General features: G+C 64.9%; 16 protein-coding genes. 13 read left to right on the top strand and 3 right to left on the bottom strand.

Going from position 1 to position 19458, the window contains the following annotated elements; translation table 11 throughout:
* From HNO80_RS17265 to HNO80_RS17245, 5 genes are all read left to right on the top strand, one after another.
* On the top strand, positions 1–2071 hold a 2071-nt coding region (locus tag HNO80_RS17265), incomplete at its 5' end, for a hypothetical protein (RefSeq protein ID WP_217501035.1).
* Between the two features lie 29 nt (positions 2072–2100).
* Positions 2101–3171, top strand: a complete 1071-nt coding sequence (locus tag HNO80_RS17260) for a glycoside hydrolase family 130 protein (RefSeq protein ID WP_175324081.1) — start codon at positions 2101–2103, stop codon at positions 3169–3171.
* A gap of 66 nt (positions 3172–3237) precedes the next feature.
* Positions 3238–4875, top strand: a complete 1638-nt coding sequence (locus tag HNO80_RS17255) for a glycoside hydrolase family 2 protein (RefSeq protein ID WP_175324080.1) — start codon at positions 3238–3240, stop codon at positions 4873–4875.
* A gap of 355 nt (positions 4876–5230) precedes the next feature.
* Positions 5231–5836: a hypothetical protein gene (locus HNO80_RS18015; protein ID WP_249777423.1), complete on the top strand. Its 606-nt coding sequence runs from the start codon at positions 5231–5233 to the stop codon at positions 5834–5836.
* Positions 5833–6777 carry an N-acetylglucosamine kinase gene (locus tag HNO80_RS17245; RefSeq protein ID WP_349627388.1) on the top strand — a complete coding sequence of 315 codons (945 nt, stop codon included), beginning with the start codon at positions 5833–5835 and terminating at the stop codon, positions 6775–6777. Before HNO80_RS18015 ends, HNO80_RS17245 begins: the two co-directional genes overlap by 4 nt.
* A 246-nt stretch (positions 6778–7023) precedes the next feature.
* Here HNO80_RS17245 and HNO80_RS17240 read toward each other — a convergent pair whose 3' ends face one another.
* The 3 genes from HNO80_RS17240 to HNO80_RS17230 all read right to left on the bottom strand — a co-directional run bounded on the left by HNO80_RS17240 (position 7024) and on the right by HNO80_RS17230 (position 10448).
* A complete protein-coding gene (locus tag HNO80_RS17240; RefSeq protein WP_175324077.1) occupies positions 7024–7929 on the bottom strand; it encodes a GGDEF domain-containing protein in 906 nt (301 codons plus the stop codon).
* 708 nt (positions 7930–8637) lie between these two features.
* Positions 8638–9132: a cytidine/deoxycytidylate deaminase family protein gene (locus HNO80_RS17235; protein WP_175324076.1), complete on the bottom strand. Its 495-nt coding sequence runs from the start codon at positions 9130–9132 to the stop codon at positions 8638–8640.
* Between the two features lie 8 nt (positions 9133–9140).
* The gene (locus HNO80_RS17230) at positions 9141–10448 is read right to left on the bottom strand and encodes an MFS transporter (RefSeq protein WP_175324075.1); all 1308 of its coding nucleotides are present in this window, start codon (positions 10446–10448) and stop codon (positions 9141–9143) included.
* A gap of 587 nt (positions 10449–11035) precedes the next feature.
* On the opposite strand from HNO80_RS17230, the gene HNO80_RS17225 reads away from it, so the two are divergent.
* From HNO80_RS17225 to fdxA, 8 genes are all read left to right on the top strand, one after another.
* Complete coding sequence (locus tag HNO80_RS17225; RefSeq protein ID WP_175324074.1) at positions 11036–11644, top strand: helix-turn-helix domain-containing protein; 609 nt, start codon at positions 11036–11038, stop codon at positions 11642–11644.
* A gap of 213 nt (positions 11645–11857) precedes the next feature.
* Positions 11858–13240: an FAD-dependent oxidoreductase gene (locus HNO80_RS17220; RefSeq protein ID WP_217501034.1), complete on the top strand. Its 1383-nt coding sequence runs from the start codon at positions 11858–11860 to the stop codon at positions 13238–13240.
* Positions 13237–14496, top strand: a complete 1260-nt coding sequence (locus HNO80_RS17215; protein WP_175324073.1) for a CaiB/BaiF CoA transferase family protein — start codon at positions 13237–13239, stop codon at positions 14494–14496. The genes HNO80_RS17220 and HNO80_RS17215 overlap by 4 nt, the downstream gene beginning before the upstream one ends.
* Positions 14493–15326, top strand: coding sequence for an enoyl-CoA hydratase-related protein (locus tag HNO80_RS17210; RefSeq protein WP_175324072.1), 834 nt, complete (start codon positions 14493–14495; stop codon positions 15324–15326). The genes HNO80_RS17215 and HNO80_RS17210 overlap by 4 nt, the downstream gene beginning before the upstream one ends.
* A gap of 76 nt (positions 15327–15402) precedes the next feature.
* Complete coding sequence (locus HNO80_RS17205; RefSeq protein WP_175324071.1) at positions 15403–16335, top strand: dihydrodipicolinate synthase family protein; 933 nt, start codon at positions 15403–15405, stop codon at positions 16333–16335.
* The gene (locus tag HNO80_RS17200; protein WP_175324070.1) at positions 16335–17123 is read left to right on the top strand and encodes an SDR family oxidoreductase; all 789 of its coding nucleotides are present in this window, start codon (positions 16335–16337) and stop codon (positions 17121–17123) included. Before HNO80_RS17205 ends, HNO80_RS17200 begins: the two co-directional genes overlap by 1 nt.
* 56 nt (positions 17124–17179) lie before the next feature.
* Positions 17180–18667 (top strand): aldehyde dehydrogenase family protein, encoded by a 1488-nt coding sequence (locus HNO80_RS17195; RefSeq protein ID WP_175324069.1) that lies wholly within the window; start codon positions 17180–17182, stop codon positions 18665–18667.
* Positions 18668–18673: 6 nt separating this feature from the next.
* A complete protein-coding gene (gene fdxA, locus HNO80_RS17190; protein WP_175324068.1) occupies positions 18674–19000 on the top strand; it encodes a ferredoxin in 327 nt (108 codons plus the stop codon).
* Positions 19001–19458 lie beyond the last annotated feature (458 nt).

Here is a 19458-nt window from a genome sequence, read left to right as displayed (position 1 = left end):
AGACATGACCCGCCTCACTGTTCACGCATGCCTGAAATGCGCCCCGGTCGCAGTCGTTGCATCGCTGTCCCTGCTCCTGACCGGGGTGAGCGCCGCCTCTGCGACGCAGCAGCCGGCCCCGGCCGCTGCGTCGCAGGCACCGCTGACCAACTTGTCCCACCTGAACTTCCTGCTCGACACGGTTCCGCTGCACGAAGTGGATGGCCACACGACGTACCAGATCGGCGACCGCCCCTCAGCTCAGGCGCCGTGGACCTACGCCAACAAGAACACCGACGGCAGTTACACGAGGGTGGGAGGCGGTTCCAAGGACCCGGCCACAGGTTACTGGAGCCAGGGGGCCTTCAACGCGGACGACATAGCCCGGACCGCCGTCGTCTACCTGCGCCACTGGCAGCAGACGGGCGACGCGTCAAGCCGCGAACGCGCCTTCGAGGTGCTGCGCGAACTGACGTATTTGCAGACGATCACCGGCCCCAACGCCGGAAACGTGGTCCTCTGGCAGCAACCTGATGGCGCCCTGACACCGAGCGCCAAACCGGCAGAACTCCCGGACCCCAGCGACTCGGCCGAGTCGTACTGGCTGGCCCGGACCGTGTGGGCGCTCGGAGAAGGGTACGCCGCGTTCAAGTCCGCCGACCCCGAATTCGCTGCGTTCCTGCAGACCAGGCTGGATCTTGCCCTCACATCCTTGAACAAGCAGTCCCTGTCCAAGTACGGAAAATTCGACCTTGCCGACGGCGCCCGGGTCCCCGCATGGCTGATTTCCGGAGGGGCCGACGCCTCCGCGGAGGCCGTCCTCGGCCTCAGCGCGTACGCTGCTGCGGCGCCCGACGACGGCGATGCCGCCCGCGCGCTGCGCCAGCTGACCGAAGGCATCGCAGCGATGTCCTCGGGATCCGCCCAGCAGTGGCCCTTCGGGGCGATACTCCCCTGGAACCAGTCCCGGACACTGTGGCACGCCTGGGGCGGTATGACCGCGGCCGCCGTCGCGGGCGCCTCGCCCCAGCTGAAGCGTCCCGACCTGCTCGCTGCGGCCGTCCGGGATTCCGCGCAGTTCACCCCGCAACTCCTGGCCGCGGGCGGCCCGGACAACGCATGGAGCCCTGTCCCGGGCGAGGCGCAGATCGCCTACGGCGTGGACTCGCGGGTCGAAGGACTCGTAGCCACGGCCAAGGCGGCGAACGCGCCCGGCTTGATCGACGTCGCCGCAGTGGCGGCGGGCTGGTACTTCGGCGCCAACCGCAGCGGAAAGCCCGCCTACAACCCGGCAACCGGCACCGCCATCGACGGCATCGAAACCGACGGCCGCATCAACCCCAACTCCGGGGCCGAATCCACCATCCATACCCTGCTCTCCATGCTCGCCCTTGACGCCAATCCAAAGCTGAAGTCCAAGGCACTGGGAATTAGCCGCACCGTGGGCACGGACGGCCTCAAAGTCGCCGAAGCCGAGACCGGCACCATCACCGGCGGGGCAGTGAACAAACCCGCATCCTCGTGGACCGGTGAAGCAAACTGGTCCGGCGGCGCATATGCCGCACTCACCGCCGGCGGCACTCTCACCATCCCGGTTCCGCGCTCGGACCAGGACCGGAACGTCTACCCGATCGTGAACCAACGCCCCGAAGCCGGTTCAACGACGTCCTGGACTGCCGGGACTACTCTTCTGGGCACGACCCCCAACGGCGGGGCAGGAGCACAAGGCATTACAGCAGCTGCGGGCATACTTTTTCCGTTCTCCCTTGATCGGCCCCTGCGTGCCGGCGAAAACAGCGTCGTCGGAACGGCCGGAAGCGACGCATCGATCGACGGCGTACTGCTGCAGCCACAGATTTCCTCGGTTTCCGTCTCGGGCTCTACCGGCCAATCAACCCTGAATGTCAGCGCCGCCCCGACAAGCATGGAACGAAAAGTACAGATGTCCCAAGGTTTCCATGTGAACCAGCAGGCCTTTGATGCTTCCGGCCGGCCCGTCGCCCCTGGTCCCAACCAGAACGGCGCAGACCACTCCGGTCGCGTGACCGTCGCCCCGGGAGGGTTCACCTGGGTGACCTTGGTCCGCAACTAGTACGCATCACCAGCACAGGAAGAAACACCATGCAGAAAATTACAACGGAAGCACTGCTCGCTAGCTACGAGGGTGCGCTCACGTTCAGCAATCCGCTGACCGACACCATATCCACCGATCAGTTCTCCTCCGAATACCCTGAGCACCCCGACTGGGCTGTAGGCCCGTTCCACAAAGACGATTCGCTGACCTTCCAGCAAGTCCGGGACTGGGCTGACCCGACCGGGATCGGCTGGACGGCGGACTCGATCTTCAATCCGTCCATCATGGAGCGCGACGGCAAGCTCTACCTCTTCTACCGGGCATCCCCGCGCAAAGAGTCGGTCTCCAGCCGCATCGGTGTAGCCGTGTACGACCCTGAATCCGGGTGGCAGGACAACCCCTCCAACCCGGTGATCTACCCCACCTTGGACAACGAGATCCTCGGCTGCGAAGATCCCAAGGTGTACATGGCCCACGGCCGCTACTACATGTTCTACAACGGGATCTGGACGATCGATCGCAGCGACGGGCAAACCGGCCAGGATCCTGATGTCTATCCCTTGGGCGAGGTTGGCTGCGACATCAACGTTGCCGTCTCCGACGACCTGGTCCACTGGGAAAAAATCGGCCTGGCAGTTCCCCACGAGGTCTCGCAGTACTGGGCGAAAGGGGCCGTCGTCCCTCGAAACGCCCGCGGCGAAGCCGTCAAGATCGGCGGTGAGTACCTCATGTACCTGTCCGAGGGATGCGGAGGTACCACCCATGTAGGGCGGTCCACCGATTTCGTGAACTGGACGTTTGAGCCGCAGGACTACCTTGACCTCGGGCCGCTGGACGGCTCACTGCACGAAGTTGCCTGCGCCATTGTCAACGAGGGCAACGGCGACGGCCCCAGCTTGGTCCTGGACTTCTTCTACGGCGACACCAACGGCCAGTTCTCCGCCGCCCAGGCTCTCTACGACGTGAAGGCGCCTTTCACCCAGAAAGCGGTGCACCGGGGAGGATCACTGGCGTGGGGCGGACTGCTCAAATACGGCGGAACCTGGATGTTCGCCCAAGGCTGGGATGCCCCCTCCGGATCGCGGGAAATGTATTTCTACCGCGCCGACCCCAGCTAACAACCCCACCAGGAACCGCTCCCATAACGCCGCCCCGGTCCGACCAACCACGATAAGGCAAAAGCCATGATTGCAACGACCAGCCTCGAGACGGGATGGACGCTAAGAATAACGGCCCCGGCCCCGGACGCCCCAGCCGGGGCCATGGACTGGAAGCTTGCGGCACCCGTCCCTTCAGTTGTGCACACCGTCCTGATGGACCACGGGCGCATCCCGGACCCTTATGAGGGGCAAAACGAGGAGGCGCAGCATTGGGTGGGCCGGAGTGAGTGGGAGTACTCGACAACCTTCCCCCACGACGGCACTGACGATCGGCGGACAGAGCTCGTCTTCGAAGGCCTAGACACGATCGCCGTCATCCGGGTCAACGATCAGGATGTTGCCCACACCTACAACCAGCACCGTAGCTACGCCGTGGACGTCACCGACGTCATCAGGTCCGGCGCCAATGACCTCGTCATAATCTTCAAGAATGTGCGCGACTATGCCGAACAAATCCGCGCCTCGGTAGGGGATTTGCCGAACGGCAATCCGGAGCCCTTCCAGTATGTGCGTAAGTCGGCGTGTAATTTCGGGTGGGACTGGGGCCCGAATCTGGTGACCGCCGGTCCGTGGAAACCGGTGGCCGTCAGGCGGTACGCGGCCGCCCGGCTTCAATCAGTCCGCCCGTCCATCACTACCACCGTTACGCCCCGGCCGGGTGGCCAAGTGCTCCCCACCCACGGCAGCGCCCGCGTGGAAGTGGATGTAGAGATTGTGCGCGCACCCGGGATTACCGGTGATCTCGGACTGAGGATCGACCTGGCAGGCAGAACTGAATCGGTCTCCATTCCCGAGGGTTCTGACAAAACCCGTGTAGTCATCGACCTCGACGGAGTCGAACTGTGGTGGCCCCATGACATGGGTGCCCAGCCTCTGTCCCTTCTCACAATGACGCTCCAGGCCGAGGGACAGGACCTTGACGTCTGGTCCAAAAGCGTAGGATTTCGGCAATTCGAGCTCAAAACCGAACTGGATCGCGCCGGAACCAGCTTTGTCTTTGCCGTCAACGGAACCGACGTCTTCGTGAAGGGCGCCAACTGGATCCCTGACGATTGCTTCCCCTCACGCATCACAGAAGATCAGCTGGGGCAACGCATCTCACAGGCCGCCGCGGCAAACATGAACCTCCTCCGCGTCTGGGGCGGGGGCGTGTATGAGTCCGATACCTTCTATGAACTTTGCGACCGCATGGGCATCCTCGTCTGGCAGGACTTCCTCTTCGCCTGTGCAGGATACCCGGAAAACGGACCACTCTACGAAGAAGTCGCCGGGGAGGTGCGGGATAATGTTGAGCGGCTCATGAGCCACCCGAGCCTGGTGCTTTGGAATGGAAACAATGAATGCGTCTGGGGCGTCTGGGACTGGGACTGGAAGGCCCAACTCGACGGGCAAAGCTGGGGATGGCGCTACTATTCAGAGCTTCTGCCGGACCTCGTCGCGGAACTGGATCCCGCCCGCCCGTACTGGCCTGGCAGTCCCTACTCCGGCGATCCGGAACTGCACCCCAACGACCCGGCCCACGGGAACGTGCATATCTGGGATGTCTGGAACCAAGAAGACTATTCGCATTACGCGAACTGGAATCCGCGGTTCGTTTCCGAATTCGGATTCCAGGGCCCCCCCCAACTGGTCCACCCTCTCCCGCGCCCTGGAACCAGCTGACCTTGACCTCCAAGCAGCCGCCTTCCTCCAGCACCAAAAGGCGGAGGACGGTACACAGAAACTTCAGAGGGCGCTCTCCGCTCATCTTCCGGACCCTGAGAATTTTCAGGAATGGCACTTCCTCACCCAGATAAATCAAGCCCGCGCCATCCGCTTCGGTATCGAGCACTTCCGTGCCGGCTGGCCCGTGTGTGCCGGATCGATTGTCTGGCAACTCAACGACTGTTGGCCCGTTACTTCCTGGGCTGCGATCGACGGATACGGACAGCTGAAACCGCTGTGGTATGCAATCCGGGAGGCGTACCGGCCCCGTCTGGCGACTGTCCAAGGCTGCGGGGATTCGCTCGCCCTCGTCATGGTCAACGATTCGGCGCAGAGATGGAACGGAACCGTTAGCCTGGAACGCCTCCGCACAGACGCTTCACCGGAGACCGCCACTCATGGTCTGTACATAGAAGCAACGCATCAATTCGAGTTCGACGTCGCCCCCAGAGGCAAAACCGAGATTCCCCTCCCTCAGGACCTGCAACAGACTGACCAGCCCCAAAGCGACGTCCTGGTCGTGCGGAGTGAGGGCATAGGCTTTGGGGACCGGATCCTCCACCTCTACGCCGAGGACAAAGACCGCATCACGGAGCCGGCGCGGATTACCGCCCGGTGCGCCAGAGTCCGGGGTGGCGTCGAAGTGACGGTGACCGCCCAAACAATCGTCCGGGACCTCGTCCTCCAAGCCGACCGGATTGACCCTGCGGCGACAGTCTCAGAGCAATGCGTGTCCCTGCTTCCCGGCGAGAGCCACACCTTCCGGATCACGTCCGCCTTCGCACCCGAGGGCACCTCCGAAACCGATGTGTGGTGCCGGTACCCCGTTCTTCAAGGCGTAGGCATCCGCGAAGACAGCATCCTGCTGCCAGACCTGCACAAAGCCGAAATTTTGACTCCGGAAGGAACCCGCTGGTGAAAGTTCCTGACATCACCGGCGCCGTCATCGGTTTGGACATCGGGGGGTCAAAAACCCGGGGCATCAAATGGATGGACGGAATCGCCCTTGCTGATGCTTCCGGCGGCAGCGCCAACGTGCAGAACGTCAGCCGTGACCAGGCCCGTAAGAGCCTCGAGGACGTCTTCACTCGGCTCGGCCGTGGTCCCATTTCACAAGTGGTGGCTGGGTCCGGAGGAATCGACACCGCCTACGACGCGAAAGCGCTGGCGGAGCTGATCGAGCCGTTTGCCCCCGACGCCGCCGTGACCGTTATCCATGACACCCGACTTCTGCTCGCAGCAGCAGGCTGCAGCACCGGAATCGCAGTCATCGCCGGCACCGGATCGGCCGGTTGGGGCACCACGGGCGAGAAGGAGGCCCGGGCCGGCGGCTGGGGCTACTTACTCGGCGACGAAGGCAGCGGCTATTGGTTCGGCCGCGAAGCGGTCCGATACAGCCTTGGACGCATGAACGACGGACAATACCCCGACGAACTCACACAGGCATTGCTGGCAGCCTGCGGTGTCACGGGCCCCGAGGCACTGATCGCCCTGTTCCATAGCGGCGCCGGCCGTGGGTACTGGGCGGCCATTTCACCTTTGGTCTTTGAACACGCCGCCACCGGGCATCCGGCCGCTCTGAACATGATTAAGAAAGCCGGAGGCGATCTCGCCTCTCTGGCGACAAAATGCGCGGAACAACTGAACATCGAGGGCCCGATCGTGCTCGGCGGTGGACTTGGCATGAACCAACCCGCATTGCAAACGTCAATGCGGAACGCACTGGCCAGACAAGGCCTCGATACCCTGCAGGTCCTCACAGAGGACCCGGTCTTCGGAGCATTGCAGGTAACGATGGCACACGCCGGCCACAGTCTGCCATGGCGGTTCCACCGAGCATCAGGGATGACAGGGAGCTGACAAGTGAGGTGGGAAGGAGGCTCTCAGTGGAAGATCAACTCACGCCGATTACGGATCTTATGTAAGGTCACGACCGACGACCGGTCGGAAGATGCCCCTTCGCCGGTTGAATTCAGCCCCTTCGGTCCCTTCGGGCAACTCACAGCCACGCTACTAACTCGGGAGAGCGGCGTGGAATTCCTGAAAACACGGCGTTCCGGGACTCCAGGTTCCCGTGGGCCTGTTAGTGGGCGATGTTAGCTGCGGTTATATCGCGTTCCAGGCCACGCGGTCTCGTCCTAGTCGTTTGGCCTGGTACAGGGCCGCGTCTGCGCGGCCCAGCAGCAGGGATGTGCTGTCCCCGGGCTGCCATGGTGCGCCCCCCAAGGAGCAGGTTGTGCCTTCTTTTTCCGCTGCCGCCCTGAGGCGTTCCAGGATTGGTGCTGCGTCCTGCCAAGAGCACCGGGGCAGGACGGCCACGAATTCGTCGCCGCCGATCCGGCCGAGGGTGTCACCGGTGCGTAGTCCTGTCTGCCAGGCGCTGACGAGGACCTGGAGCAGGCGGTCACCCGCCGGATGGCCGTAAGTGTCGTTGATGGTTTTGAAATGATCGACATCGATCATGGCGACGACAAGCAGGCCGGGACCGCGCCGTGCGGTATTCACTTCGGCTTCGAGAATCCGGTCCAGCCCCCGCCGGTTCAAGACACGAGTCAAGGGGTCGATCTCGCTCCGTTCACGAGCCTTGGCCAGCCGGATGATGACAAGGCCCATGGTGGTGGCGACGGCGACGAGACAGATAGGCTCCACGGCGCTGAACGGGCTCGCGCCGCTCGTATGGAGCGACCCGAGACAAACACCGTAGGCAGCGGTCGCAATCCCGATTTGAGCCGCCGCGCCAAGGGGAGAGAAGAACAACAGGCTGTACATGACTACCCAGAGAAAGAAGAAGCTGAACGAAACCCCGACCGTTCTGCTGCCACTGGTTGAGACGAGTATCGAGACAATACCGGTTCCGGCACTGAGCAGCCACGGTAAAGCCTGTTGCGGCAGGGTGTACCGGAACCGGTACAGTCCGAGACCTATGACCGGAGCGACGCCTCCCAGGGTCAGGAGGACGCCGACGCTGATCGTTTGAGGGTGCGGAAAAGCCAGGACGAGCAGGACGGTCACCCCGCCTGAGATGTAAAGCAGAGCCATAGAAGACGCAGCCGTCTGCCTCGGGTACGGGAACGGATGCGCTCTCCGCACCCACTCCAGGACATCGCCGATTATCATGCTCCCTCCCCGGCCGGTGACCCGCCGTCCGAGGACTACCGAGCCAGTGTCGCTGCAAGCGTACGCTTTCACGTTGGCGCCTGATCGTAGGGCGCTCCGACTGTGTCCTCGGTATTCACGGAAGAAAAGGGTGGTCTGATTCCCCGGTGCCCCTCATTAGGCGGTTCCGGCAGTATAGAGGGAGCGGTGGCCAGAACCAGATAGACGCTACGGGGGAAGATGTGTCCGTCCCGGTAATGGTAGGCGCCGGGAGGTTCCAGGGCGCCCAGACCTGGGGGCGTAGGATGGTTCGGCTGCCACGCCGGGCATCAAGTCGGCAGGGCACCGGCAGCCGATCAGGGCGGGATTCGGCAGCCGCGCAATTGGTCTTCGCTGCCGGCACGGCACTTGGACGTGAGAGCCTAGGCTTCGCTACGCAAGGTTGGGCCGGCGTTTGTGTCAGGGCAAGCTGGTGTTAGGGGGCGCCCCTAACGATTCATTTATCCGGTTAGAGTTCGCTGAAGCGCTCGGGTCAATGCCTGTACACGCCAAACACGAACGGGAGGCCGGGCTTGTTTGTCCCGGCCTCCCGTTGGTGCTCAGAAATAGTGTCTTGCTGTTTTGCTAGCCGTGCTGCGGTCCAGGCCGTGGCGGGCGCGTGTCCCATTCCGTTTCCGTTGCGCGCATCCATGGGTACGGCAGCAGTTCTTTTATGCGGATTTTTTCTACCGCGCCTTCCCCGTCGACCAGGACGAACGTCTCCGCACCGTAACTGCGCAGCAGTTCCCGACAGAGCCCGCAGGGGTTGGTGACTTGCGGTTCACTGTTCCCGTCCATGCTGACCGCCACCACGGAGTGGATCGAGTCTTCCTGGGCGATACGGGCATTGGCGAGAGCGCTGGACTCAGCGCACACGTTGATTCGCTTCGAGCCAAGGTGAAGCCCGAGGTAAATGGCCCCGGATCCACCACGCATTGCGGCGGCCACGCGATGGTTCTCGCTGTGGTGGGCCGTCATGAGGAGCCGCCGGGCCGCCTCGTACAGTTCCACGTCTGCGCTGGTGAGCTCGTACGTCGCGTCGGTGTCCGGGCCACCTCGGGCTGTTTGGGTGAGGTCCATTCGTGTTCCTACCTTCCGATGAAGATGCCGTTCTTCTTCCGGGCGAGCAGGTAGAAGACGATGCTGAGTGCGGAGAGGACGGCGACGTAGACAGGGAAGATCCAGGACGCGTTCAGCGACTGCAGCCATACAAGCAGGTAGGAGGCTGTGCCGCCGAACAAAGCGACGCCCAGTCCGTATCCGAGGGCCGTCCCTGCCCCCCGGCAACCCTTGGGCATGAGCGAGCTGGTGACGACGTTGTAGAGGGTCATGTTGAGCACCAGCACCACGGAGCCTCCCAGGAGGACGGCAGCGAATCCAGCGATCCCGGGGCGGACGTACATGAGCATGAGGAAGACGGACGGAATGGATAGAGCCCTGGTTATCAGGAACCACTTGGAGAGGGATTTGCCGTCGGCGACCTTGCTGATGATGAGGCTTCCGACCACTAGCACGATGCCCAGGACGGTGGTGAGTGCGAAGACCGCGGTGGCGTCTTCTTTGAAGCCGGTGCGGGCCGCGGTCGGCAGGCCCGTGTTCCAGGCGTAGTTGTAGGCCTGCGCGGCGCCCACGACGAACGTGATGGCGAGGACGCTGAGCCAGTGCTTGCGCACCCCACCCCAGACTGTTTTGGCGGAGTTGTTTTCCGCCAGTTCCTCGGGCTTCATGGTTTCCGGAAGGGTCCGGCGAAGGTAGACAACGACGAAGCCGAAGGCTGCGCCGACGATGAAGGGCACGCGCCAGCCCCAGTCGGCCATGGCGGTTCCACCGAGCATCAGGGACGAGAGGTAGCTGACAAGTGAGGCGAGCAGGATGCCTGCGTTGACGTAGAAGGAGATGATGCCAGCTACAAAGCCCTCGCGTCCCTCGGGGACGAGTTCGACGGCGTGGGCGGTGGAAAGCGGAGCTTCAACACCGGTGGAGATGCCCTGGACGATGCGGCAGACCAGCAGGATGATTCCGGCCGCTGGGCCGATCTGGTCATAGGTCGGCGACACGGCAATGATCAGGGTGGTGACCGCCATCATCATGATGGACCAGAGCATTACGCGCCGTCGTCCGATCCTGTCGGCGAAGGTGCCGAGCAGGATGCCGCCCAGTGGACGGAACGCGAAGCCCACGGCAAAGACGGCCAGCGCGCTCAGTGTTGCGGCAACGGGGTCCTGGGACGGGAAAAACTTGGGCCCGATGAAGGCCGACAGCAGGCCAAAGACCATCCAGTCGTACCATTCCAGAGTGTTTCCGAGTCCAAGGCCGAGGAGTCCCCGGCGGACTTCGGGAGAGAGGCGGGACTTGCGGCCGGTCTCCGGGTCAGTCTTGACGACAGTGTCAGTCATGATTCCTTTATTCCTTCCCCCGCACTTTCGGGGTGCGTGAGGGTACAGACTGCCAGCGGGTACCTTGGGTGGGGTCGCCGGCAATCGAAACTATCGTTTGGCTTGGTCCGGGGCGGGACCGGCTCACCACATGGGAGGTGAGTTAGCCCAGATAGCTACGCATGCCTCTTCGTAGCGCTTGAATGCAAAACGGGCCATCCAGGTCGGCAAGAGGGACTACTCCTTCTTGGCCGGGCAATATCGTGGTCTGCGGATGGCCTGGCAGTTGTCACGGCAGCTGCGCTCCCGAAAGAAGCGTATTCACGGGTTGGACACACCTCCCGCCAGGAGGCCGTACGCCCTAACCAGTTCGAAGCGTTCTTCCTAAAAGTGTTGCGGCTCACACAACTATATTGAAGATCTTCACCGAGTCAAGGGTTTTAGGAGGAGTCCGGCCCGCCGGGGAGGACCGGCATCGGACCAGGGGTCTTAGCCGCACGTCAGAGGCGGATTGTGGCGGGAATCTTAAAAATATTCACCAAAACCTTGATTCGCTAAAAGTTTTCACTATAGTTATGTGTGTTAGCTCACCGAGAGAGAGTCGGAGCATGACCAACGAAGCCGTCACGGGACATTCCCCCGCAAGCACGAGCGTCCTTCTTGCCACCGTAGGCAACAAGGTCCGCAACATGCGCAAGGACAAAGGAATGACCCTCGCGAAACTCTCGGACGTCACTGGTCTCAGCCCGGCGATCGTCAGCCAGATCGAGCGCGGCCTGGCCAACCCGTCGTTCACCACTTTGGCGCAGTTGGCGCATGGACTGGACATTCCTGTCGGGAAGTTCTTCCTGGGACAGGAGGAAGCCCGGTCCCCCATCGTCCGAAAGGCTGATCGGCGCAACCTCAAGGGCGTCACCAAGAAGGCCGTGGGAGAGGCAGTTTATGAGCTGCTCACCCCGGACCTTAACGGCGCCCTGGAGGCCCAATGGATCGTGAGCCCGCCAGGCCACGACACCAGCGCCACTCCTTTCCGCCACAGCGGCGAGGAGTTCGGCATCGTCATCTCCGGCCAGCAGGACATCTTCCTGGACGGAGAGAAGTACACCCTGGAAGAAGGCGACTCGATTACCTTCTCCTCGGAAACACCCCACTGGTACAAGAACAGCTACGAAGAGGTCTGCGTAGCGATCTGGGTCAACGCACCTCACGCGTGGTGACCCGCCGGCTCTAGCCTCTGCCCTTTCTCCGGTCCGGATAGCAAGTAACGCCGGAACCCCCAACAGTCTGCATCACGGCCCGCAACGGGCCGCGATGCGTCATACCCTCTGCCGGGTGGAATTCGCGGCCGCCGCGGGTCCTCCTGAGCACCGTCTTCTACGTCAGCGGCCGCCCGTCCCACGGCAATTGCGCCGGAAAAGTAAGGATCCTCCATGAACCCGTCCACAGCCATGTCGTCGCTGGAACTCAGCACCACAACGGCGGACCTCACCGCCCCCGTCATCTCCCGCTCCAACGTCCTCGTCGTCGGTGGTGGCCCCGCTGGTGTGGCCGCGGCCGTCACCGCCGCCCGCTCCGGTGCCTCGGTCACGCTGCTGGAACGCTACTCGTCCCTGGGCGGCCTCGCCTCCGGCGGCATGGTCCTGGTGCTCGATGACATGATCAACGGCCAGGAAATCACCGTCACCGGCATCGTCTCCGAGTACGTCGAGCGCCTGCAGAAACTGGGCTTGGCGATCGTCCCGCCGGCCGATGACCGTAAAACCTCCGAGGAACTGTGGAACAAATGGGGCCGCTACGGCACCTTCGACTTCCACTCCCACACCACCCCCAAGCCGGTCTGCTACGCCGCAGCCTTTGATCCGGACGGCTGGAAGCGCGTCTCCAACGACCTCGTCCGCGAAGCCGGCGTCAACCTGCGCCTGCACTCCTGGTTCTCCCGCCCCATCGTTGACGACGGCGTCATCAAGGGCGTGATCTGCGAGACCAAGTCCGGCCCCCAGGCGTTTATGGCGGACATCGTCATCGACACCACCGGCGACATCGACGTCGCCTCCCGCGCCGGCGCCAGCTACGTCAAGGACAGTTACCTCACCACCCTCGTCTTCCGTCTGGGCAACGTAGACACCAACGCCGCGGAGGCCTTCGAGCAGGCCAATCCGAAGGAAGCCCGCGCCATCAACCGCAAGATCAAGCGCCTCCTCGGCGGCGCCTGGGAACTCTGGTGGCTCAAGACCCCCATCGACGGCGTGGTCTGGTGCAACGCACCCCACATGACCGGCTACGACGGCGTGGACCCGGCGGACATGACCGCCGCTGAGTTCGCCGCCCGCGACAAGATCACCGAGTCCGTGGACTACGTCCGCGCCAACCTGCCCGGCTTCGAGAACTGCTACATGCTCGACGTCGCGTCCCAGATGGGCGTCCGGCAGACCCGCCTGCTTGAAGGCGAGTACGTCATGACCAAGGACGACGTCACCTCCCGCCGGCACTTCGCCGACACCGTGGCCCGCGGCCGCGACTACTACTACCCGTTCCGGTCGCTGCTGCCGAAGGAAGTGGACCAGCTGCTGGTGGCCGGCCGCCACTATTCAGCCACCCCCGAGGCCCAGAAAATGTCCCGCGAGATCCCGCCCTGCATGGCCATGGGCCAGGCAGTCGGCGTCGCCGCCGCGCTGGCGGTCGAGAATGGCACGCTCGTTCGCAACGTCTCCGCCCTGGACATCCAGGAGGGCATGCGGCGGCACGGCGCGGACCCGGGCGACGTCCCGTCGTCGAACGCCACCCTTGACGTGGACGCGGTGGTGGGAGCATGAGCACCGTCATCGACGACCTCCAGTCAGGCCCCACGGCCAGCACGACGGCGGCGGCCGCACCGGAATCTGCCGGCGTCCCGCTGCCGCTCGAGGGCATCAAGATCGTGGACTTCACCCAGGTGTTCATGGGCCCGTCCTGCACCCAGCTGCTGGGCGACTACGGCGCGGACATCATCAAGGTGGAACGCCCGGGCGCCGGAGACATTTCCCGCAACTCGTTCCCGGACAAGGACGGCCAGGACAACCCGATCTTCCTGTCCATCAACCGGAACAAGCGCAGCATCTCCGTGGACACCCGCACCGACGAGGGCAAGGACGTCCTCCGCCGTCTGCTGGCGGACGCGGACGTTGTGGTCAGTAACTTCCGCTCCGGCGTGATGGAGCGGATGGGCTTTGGCTACGAGGACCTCAAGGAGCAGAACCCCGGCATCATCTGGGCCTCCGGCACCGGCTTCGGCCCCGAAGGTCCCTACTCCCACAAGGGCGGCCAGGACGCGATCGCCCAGGCCTACTCCGGCGTCATGTGGCGGCGAGAGTCGGACGACGTCAAGCCGGCCATCTATCCCACCACGCTGTGCGACTACATCACGGGCATGCACCTGATGCAGGGCATCCTGCTGGCGCTGCGCACCCGCGAGTCGGCCGGTGTCGGACAGAAGGTGGAGGTGACCATGTACGACTCCATGCTGCACCTGCAGATGCAGGAGGCCTGCATGCAGCTCAACCGCGGCTATGAGGTCAACTGGGGCGCCATGCCGCTCAGCGGCGTCTTTGAAACCACCGATGGCGCTGTGTGTATGGTGGGCGGCTTCACCCCGGACCCGCTGCTTCGCATTTCGGAGGCGCTGGGGCTGGAGGAGGACCTCACGCTGCGGCCGGAGTTCGCCAACCTCGAACAGCAGTTCAAGCACAAGCCGGCGCTGCAGGCGATCTTCCGCGAGCGCATCGCTACCAACACCACCGACTATTGGACCTCCCGGCTCGAAGACCAGGGCCTGCTCAACGCCCCGGTGCACACACTGGAGCAAACCCTGGCCGATGCGCAGACGCATGCCAACAACATGATTGTCGAGGCCGAGCACCCCGGCGTCGGCACCGTGAAAATGCTGAACGCACCTATCCGGCTTTCCGCGACGCCGCCCGCCATCCGCCGGGTGGCCCCGCGGCTTGGTGAACACAACGTTGAGGTGCTGCTGGAGAACGGCTTCGACGCCGAGACCATCGAGCGCCTGCAGCAGCTGGGGGTCCTGCGGTGACCGCGGTTTCAGAAACCGGGCAGAGCGCCCCGGCACCCGCCGCCGTCGTCGACCAGGTCACGCTCACCGTCGAAAACCACGTCGCCACCGTCGTCATCGACCGCCAGCACGTGCTCAATGCCGTCGACGGCGGCGCCCAGGCCAAGCTCAACCAGATCTGGGACCAGCTCGAAGCCGATCCCGATGTCCGGGCCGTGGTCATCACGGGCGCCGGGACCCGGGCGTTCTGCGTCGGCGCGGACATGTCCGCCTCCGCTGTGGACAAGACCGGCCTTGAATACTGGGCCGGCCTGGACCCGAATGGTTTCGGCGGCCTCAGCCTTCGCACCACCCTGGACATCCCGGTGATCGCCCGGGTCAACGGGTACGCGCTCGGCGGCGGCATGGAGATTGTGCTCGGCGCCGACATCGTGATCGCGGCGGACACGGCCCGGTTCGGGCTGACGGAACCGCGGGTCGGGCGGCTGGCGCTCGACGGCGGCATCCATCAGCTGGTGCGCCGTGTCCCCTATACCCAGGCGATGGGCATGCTCCTCACCGGGCGGAAGGCCGCGGCGAGGGAAATGGAGTCCATGGGTCTGGTCAACGAGGTGGTGCCGGCGGAGGAGCTCGACGCAGCGGTGCAGCGCTGGGTGGACCAGATCCTCGCCTGTGCGCCCACCTCCGTCCGGGCGGTCAAGCAGATGGTCGCCCGGACCTCGCACCTGACGGCGACCGAGGCCCGCGGGCTCCGGCTCCCGGCGCTCATGGCGGCGCTGGACAGCAAAGACTCGGCCGAAGGCGTCCGGGCCTTCCAGGAAAAACGCCCGCCGGTCTGGCCCGGAAATTAGAGCGGCCGCCGCTGGCCGTTCCGCGGCCCCATATTTTGCAGCTCCGAGAACAACAAGAGCCTAGAAGGAGAAACCAATGCGGGAGTCACTGACACCCGGAGTGTGGGGCGTCGTCGCCACACCGTTCCAGGGCGGCGCCTTGGATATCGACACGGACAGCCTGGCCCGGCTCGTGGGCTACTACGAGTCCATCGGCGCCACTGGGCTCACGGTCCTGGGCGTGTTCGGCGAAGCCGCAGCCCTGACGGCCGCCGAGCGCAATCTGGTCCTGGAAGTCGTCGTGGAGGAAACGCGCCTGCCCCTCGTCGCGGGGGTAACGTCCCTCTACACGGGCACCGCCGTCGACGAAATCCGCGCCATCCAGGCCGCCACCGGCGACCGGCTGGCAGCCGTCATGGTCCAGGCCAACTCCGCCAACCCCGCCGTGGTGATTGCGCACCTGAACGCTATTCACCAGTCCACCGGCGCCAACGTGGTGCTCCAGGACTATCCGCGGGCCAGTGGCGTCCACATCAGCACCGAGGCACTCATTTCCGTGGTCCGGGCCTGCAGCTTCGTCACCGCGGTCAAGGCCGAGGCCCCGCCTACCTCCGTGGCAATTGGAAGCCTGGCCTCAGCCCTGGACGTCTCAGTGTTCGGCGGGCTCGGCGGCCAGGGACTCCTGGACGAACTCCTGGCCGGTGCCGCGGGAGCGATGACCGGTTTCTCCTACCCGGAGGCGCTCATCGCCTGCGTACGGGCCTGGCAAAACGGAGGCTACGACGCAGCCCGCGACGCCCTGCTGCCTTACCTGCCGCTGATCAACTTCGAGCAGCAGGCGAAGATTGCGCTGGCGATCCGCAAGGAATGCCTCCACCAGCGCGGACTGATCGCTGAAACCGGAGTCCGCGCGCCGGCCGCGGCGTTCCCGGACGTTCTCCGGACCGGGCTTCGCATGCACCTGGCCGAGGCCGCCGGGGCCCTCGGCTCAAACCCGGGCGCCGTGCTGACCACGGCGGGGAGGAACTGATGGACTTCGGAATCAGCGGAAAGACCGCTTTCGTGGCCGCCTCGACCGGCGGCCTGGGCCTCGCCGTCGCCCGCGCCCTTGCCGCAGAAGGCGCCCGGGTAGCCGTCACCGGCCGGCGTGGCGTCCTCGCCAAAGAGATCGTGGACGAACTGACCGACGCCTACGGACCGGGCGCCGTCGCCATCGAAGCCGACCTGAGCACCGCCGAGGGCGTAGCCGCCGCCGTCGACCAGACCATTGCGGAACTCGGGCCGATCGACATCCTGGTCCTCAACGGGCCCGGACCGAAGCCCGGCGCGGCCTCGTCCCTCGGCGCGGACGACATCGCCGCGGCGTTCGAACAACTCGTCAAACCGCACCACGCCCTGGTTTCGCGCATCCTGCCGGGCATGCGGGAACGGCGGTGGGGCCGGATCCTGGCCCTCGGTTCCAGCGGTGTTGTGGCGCCGCTGCCCAACCTTGCAGTGTCCAACACCGGCCGCGCGGCGCTGGCAGGCTACCTCAAGACGCTCGCCGCCGAGGTGGCCCTGGACGCCGTTACGGTCAACATGCTCCTTCCCGGACGCATCGCCACGGACCGGGTGGCCGAACTCGACCAGGCCGCCGCCAAGCGGCGCGGCACCACGCCCGAGGACATCCAGCTGGAATCCCGGAAGACCATCCCCGCCCGCCGCTACGGCGAACCCGAGGAATTTGGCGCCGCCGCCGCATTCCTCTGCAGCGGGCCTGCCTCCTACATCACCGGCGTGGCGCTTCGCTGCGACGGCGGATTGATCCGCGGGCTATAACCACAGACTCCAGACATTCAGCACACACCACGCTCAGACTCTCCAGAAGGAACGACATGACTTCCACAGCACCAGCCACCTCAACTGCAACCGAGGGTTCCACCGACACGGACCGCATCACCGCCCGGCACCTGATCAACGGCGAATGGGTTGGCGGGGCCGACACCAAGCGGATGAACCCGGCCCGCCCGGGCGAGCTCGCTGCCGTCTCCCCCAGCGGCACCGCAGCCGACGTTGGCGCAGCTATTAGCGCCGCCACCGCCGCGCAACCTGGCTGGGCCGCACTGCCGGCACCGTCGCGCGGCGCAATCCTGATGGCTGCCGGCACCCTGCTGATGGAGCGCCAGACCGCCATCGCCGAGGACCTGGTCCGCGAAGAGGGTAAGACCCTCGCCGAAGCCAAGGGCGAGGTAAAGCGGGCCTCCGACGTGCTGCGTTTCTTCGGGTCCCTCGGCTGGGCTGCCACCGGCGAGGTGCTGCCCAGCGGCCTGCCGGACACCACCATCACCACCCGCCGCGAGGCCCTCGGCGTCGTCGGGCTCATCACGCCGTGGAACTTCCCCATCGCCATCCCGGCATGGAAGTCGGCGCCGGCGCTGATCAGCGGCAATGCCGTGGTCATCAAGCCGGCCGAGCTCACCCCGCTCTCGGCCACACATCTGGCCCGCGCCCTGCAGGACGCCGGGCTGCCTGCCGGCGTGTTCAACGTGGTCCACGGCAAGGGACGGGTGGTGGGCGACGCCCTGGCGCGCGATTCCCGCATCGCCGGGTTGTCCTTCACTGGCTCCACGAACGTCGGGCTCGGGCTGCAGGAGATCCTCAACGCCCGCCGCGCCCGCGTCCAGCTGGAAATGGGCGGCAAGAACGGTGTGCTGGTCCTGGACGACGCCGATCCCCACAAGGCTGCCCAGGTGGTGGCGGCCGGGGCGTTCGGACTCACCGGCCAGGCCTGCACCGCGACGTCCCGGGTCTACGTCACCCCCGGCATCCGGGCCGCGTTCCTGGACGCCCTCACCGCGGAAGCCGCGCACTACCGCGCCGGTGACGGCCTAGAGACCGCAAGCATGGGCGCCGTGGTGAGCGCCCAGCAGTTTGCACAGAACCAGGCCGCGGTCCGCACCGCCGTCGAACGCGGCGCCACGCTGCTTCACGGTGAATTCGACGGCGGCACCGACGCCGGCTTCCTCTTCCCGGCCGCCATTCTCACCGACCTGCCGTTCGACGACGCCGCCGTGACCGAGGAGATCTTTGGACCCGTGGTGGCCGTCCTCGAGGTCCCGGACTACGAGGCCGGGCTCGCCGCGATCAACGATTCCCGCTATGGCCTCACCGCGGGCATCTGCACCGACTCCCTGGCGTTTTCCACGGACTTCGCCGCCCGAGCCCAAGCCGGAGTCATCAAGGTCAACCGTCCAACGGCGGGCCTGGACCTCAACGTGCCGTTCGGCGGAGTTAAGGACTCCTCCACCAACACGTTCCGCGAACAGGGGAAGTCCGCGCTGGACTTCTTCACGTGGGGCAAGACCGTCTACACCGGCGTCTAGCCCACCATGACGTACGTCATCGCCCAGCCCTGTGTGGATGTGAAGGACAAGGCCTGCATCGATGAATGCCCGGTGGACTGCATCTATGAGGGCGAACGCTCCCTCTACATCCACCCGTCCGAGTGCGTCGACTGCGGCGCTTGCGATCCCGTATGCCCGGTGGAGGCCATCTACTACTCGGACGATGTCCCCGAGGAGTGGGCCGACTACGTCCGGGCCAATGTGGAGTTTTTCGAGGAGCTGGGCTCGCCGCAAGGCGCCTCAGCCCTCGGAAACCTGCACCGCGACCATCCCGTTATCGCCGGCGGGGCGGCTCTGAGCACTCGCAGATGACGCGACGCGCGCTCTCGCCCCACGTTCAGTGGGTCCGCCAGGCTCCGCGGCCGATGGCCACCATTGTGACGGCGAAAGTGGCTACTTTGAGCTGACGTATGGGCTGATCCCGTACGTGCCGCTTGGTACGAGACATGACTTTGCTGTACCGCCGAGCGCGTGCGGAATCCGGTCTAGTCCAAGAGTTCCCCGTCCTGGGGCGTATCTCTGGCCACACTCCGAGGACGCCTCCATGGTGAGCACGGAAACCATTGGACTGACACCGGCCCCATGCGCCGGGCCCCGCTGCATCCTATCCGATCCTTGTCATTCACGACACAATGGAACGCCCCGGCAACTAAGCGCACGATCGCCCCGCACTCAGAGGTGGGTACGGGGCGATCCGCAGTTGGGCGGAGCTGGCCGTGGAGACCTCCCGGTCGTGGGAGTACGGGAAACAGCCCAAGGTGCTCGCAACC

Source organism: Arthrobacter sp. C9C5, assembly GCF_013359735.1.
Classification (GTDB): Bacteria; Actinomycetota; Actinomycetes; order Actinomycetales; family Micrococcaceae; genus Arthrobacter.
Note: the sequence above shows the minus strand (reverse complement) of the source record. Positions and strands in the feature narration are given on the sequence as shown.

Coding starts and splice junctions, on each gene's coding strand:
- fdxA (WP_175324068.1), top strand. CDS start 18,674: ATGACGTACGTCATCGCCCAGCCCTGTGTGGATGTGAAGGACAAGGCC.
- HNO80_RS17260 (WP_175324081.1), top strand. CDS start 2,101: ATGCAGAAAATTACAACGGAAGCACTGCTCGCTAGCTACGAGGGTGCG.
- HNO80_RS17205 (WP_175324071.1), top strand. CDS start 15,403: ATGCGGGAGTCACTGACACCCGGAGTGTGGGGCGTCGTCGCCACACCG.
- HNO80_RS17215 (WP_175324073.1), top strand. CDS start 13,237: ATGAGCACCGTCATCGACGACCTCCAGTCAGGCCCCACGGCCAGCACG.
- HNO80_RS17220 (WP_217501034.1), top strand. CDS start 11,858: ATGAACCCGTCCACAGCCATGTCGTCGCTGGAACTCAGCACCACAACG.
- HNO80_RS17200 (WP_175324070.1), top strand. CDS start 16,335: ATGGACTTCGGAATCAGCGGAAAGACCGCTTTCGTGGCCGCCTCGACC.
- HNO80_RS17235 (WP_175324076.1), bottom strand. CDS start 9,132: ATGGACCTCACCCAAACAGCCCGAGGTGGCCCGGACACCGACGCGACG.
- HNO80_RS17225 (WP_175324074.1), top strand. CDS start 11,036: ATGACCAACGAAGCCGTCACGGGACATTCCCCCGCAAGCACGAGCGTC.
- HNO80_RS18015 (WP_249777423.1), top strand. CDS start 5,231: ATGGTCAACGATTCGGCGCAGAGATGGAACGGAACCGTTAGCCTGGAA.
- HNO80_RS17230 (WP_175324075.1), bottom strand. CDS start 10,448: ATGACTGACACTGTCGTCAAGACTGACCCGGAGACCGGCCGCAAGTCC.
- HNO80_RS17255 (WP_175324080.1), top strand. CDS start 3,238: ATGATTGCAACGACCAGCCTCGAGACGGGATGGACGCTAAGAATAACG.
- HNO80_RS17195 (WP_175324069.1), top strand. CDS start 17,180: ATGACTTCCACAGCACCAGCCACCTCAACTGCAACCGAGGGTTCCACC.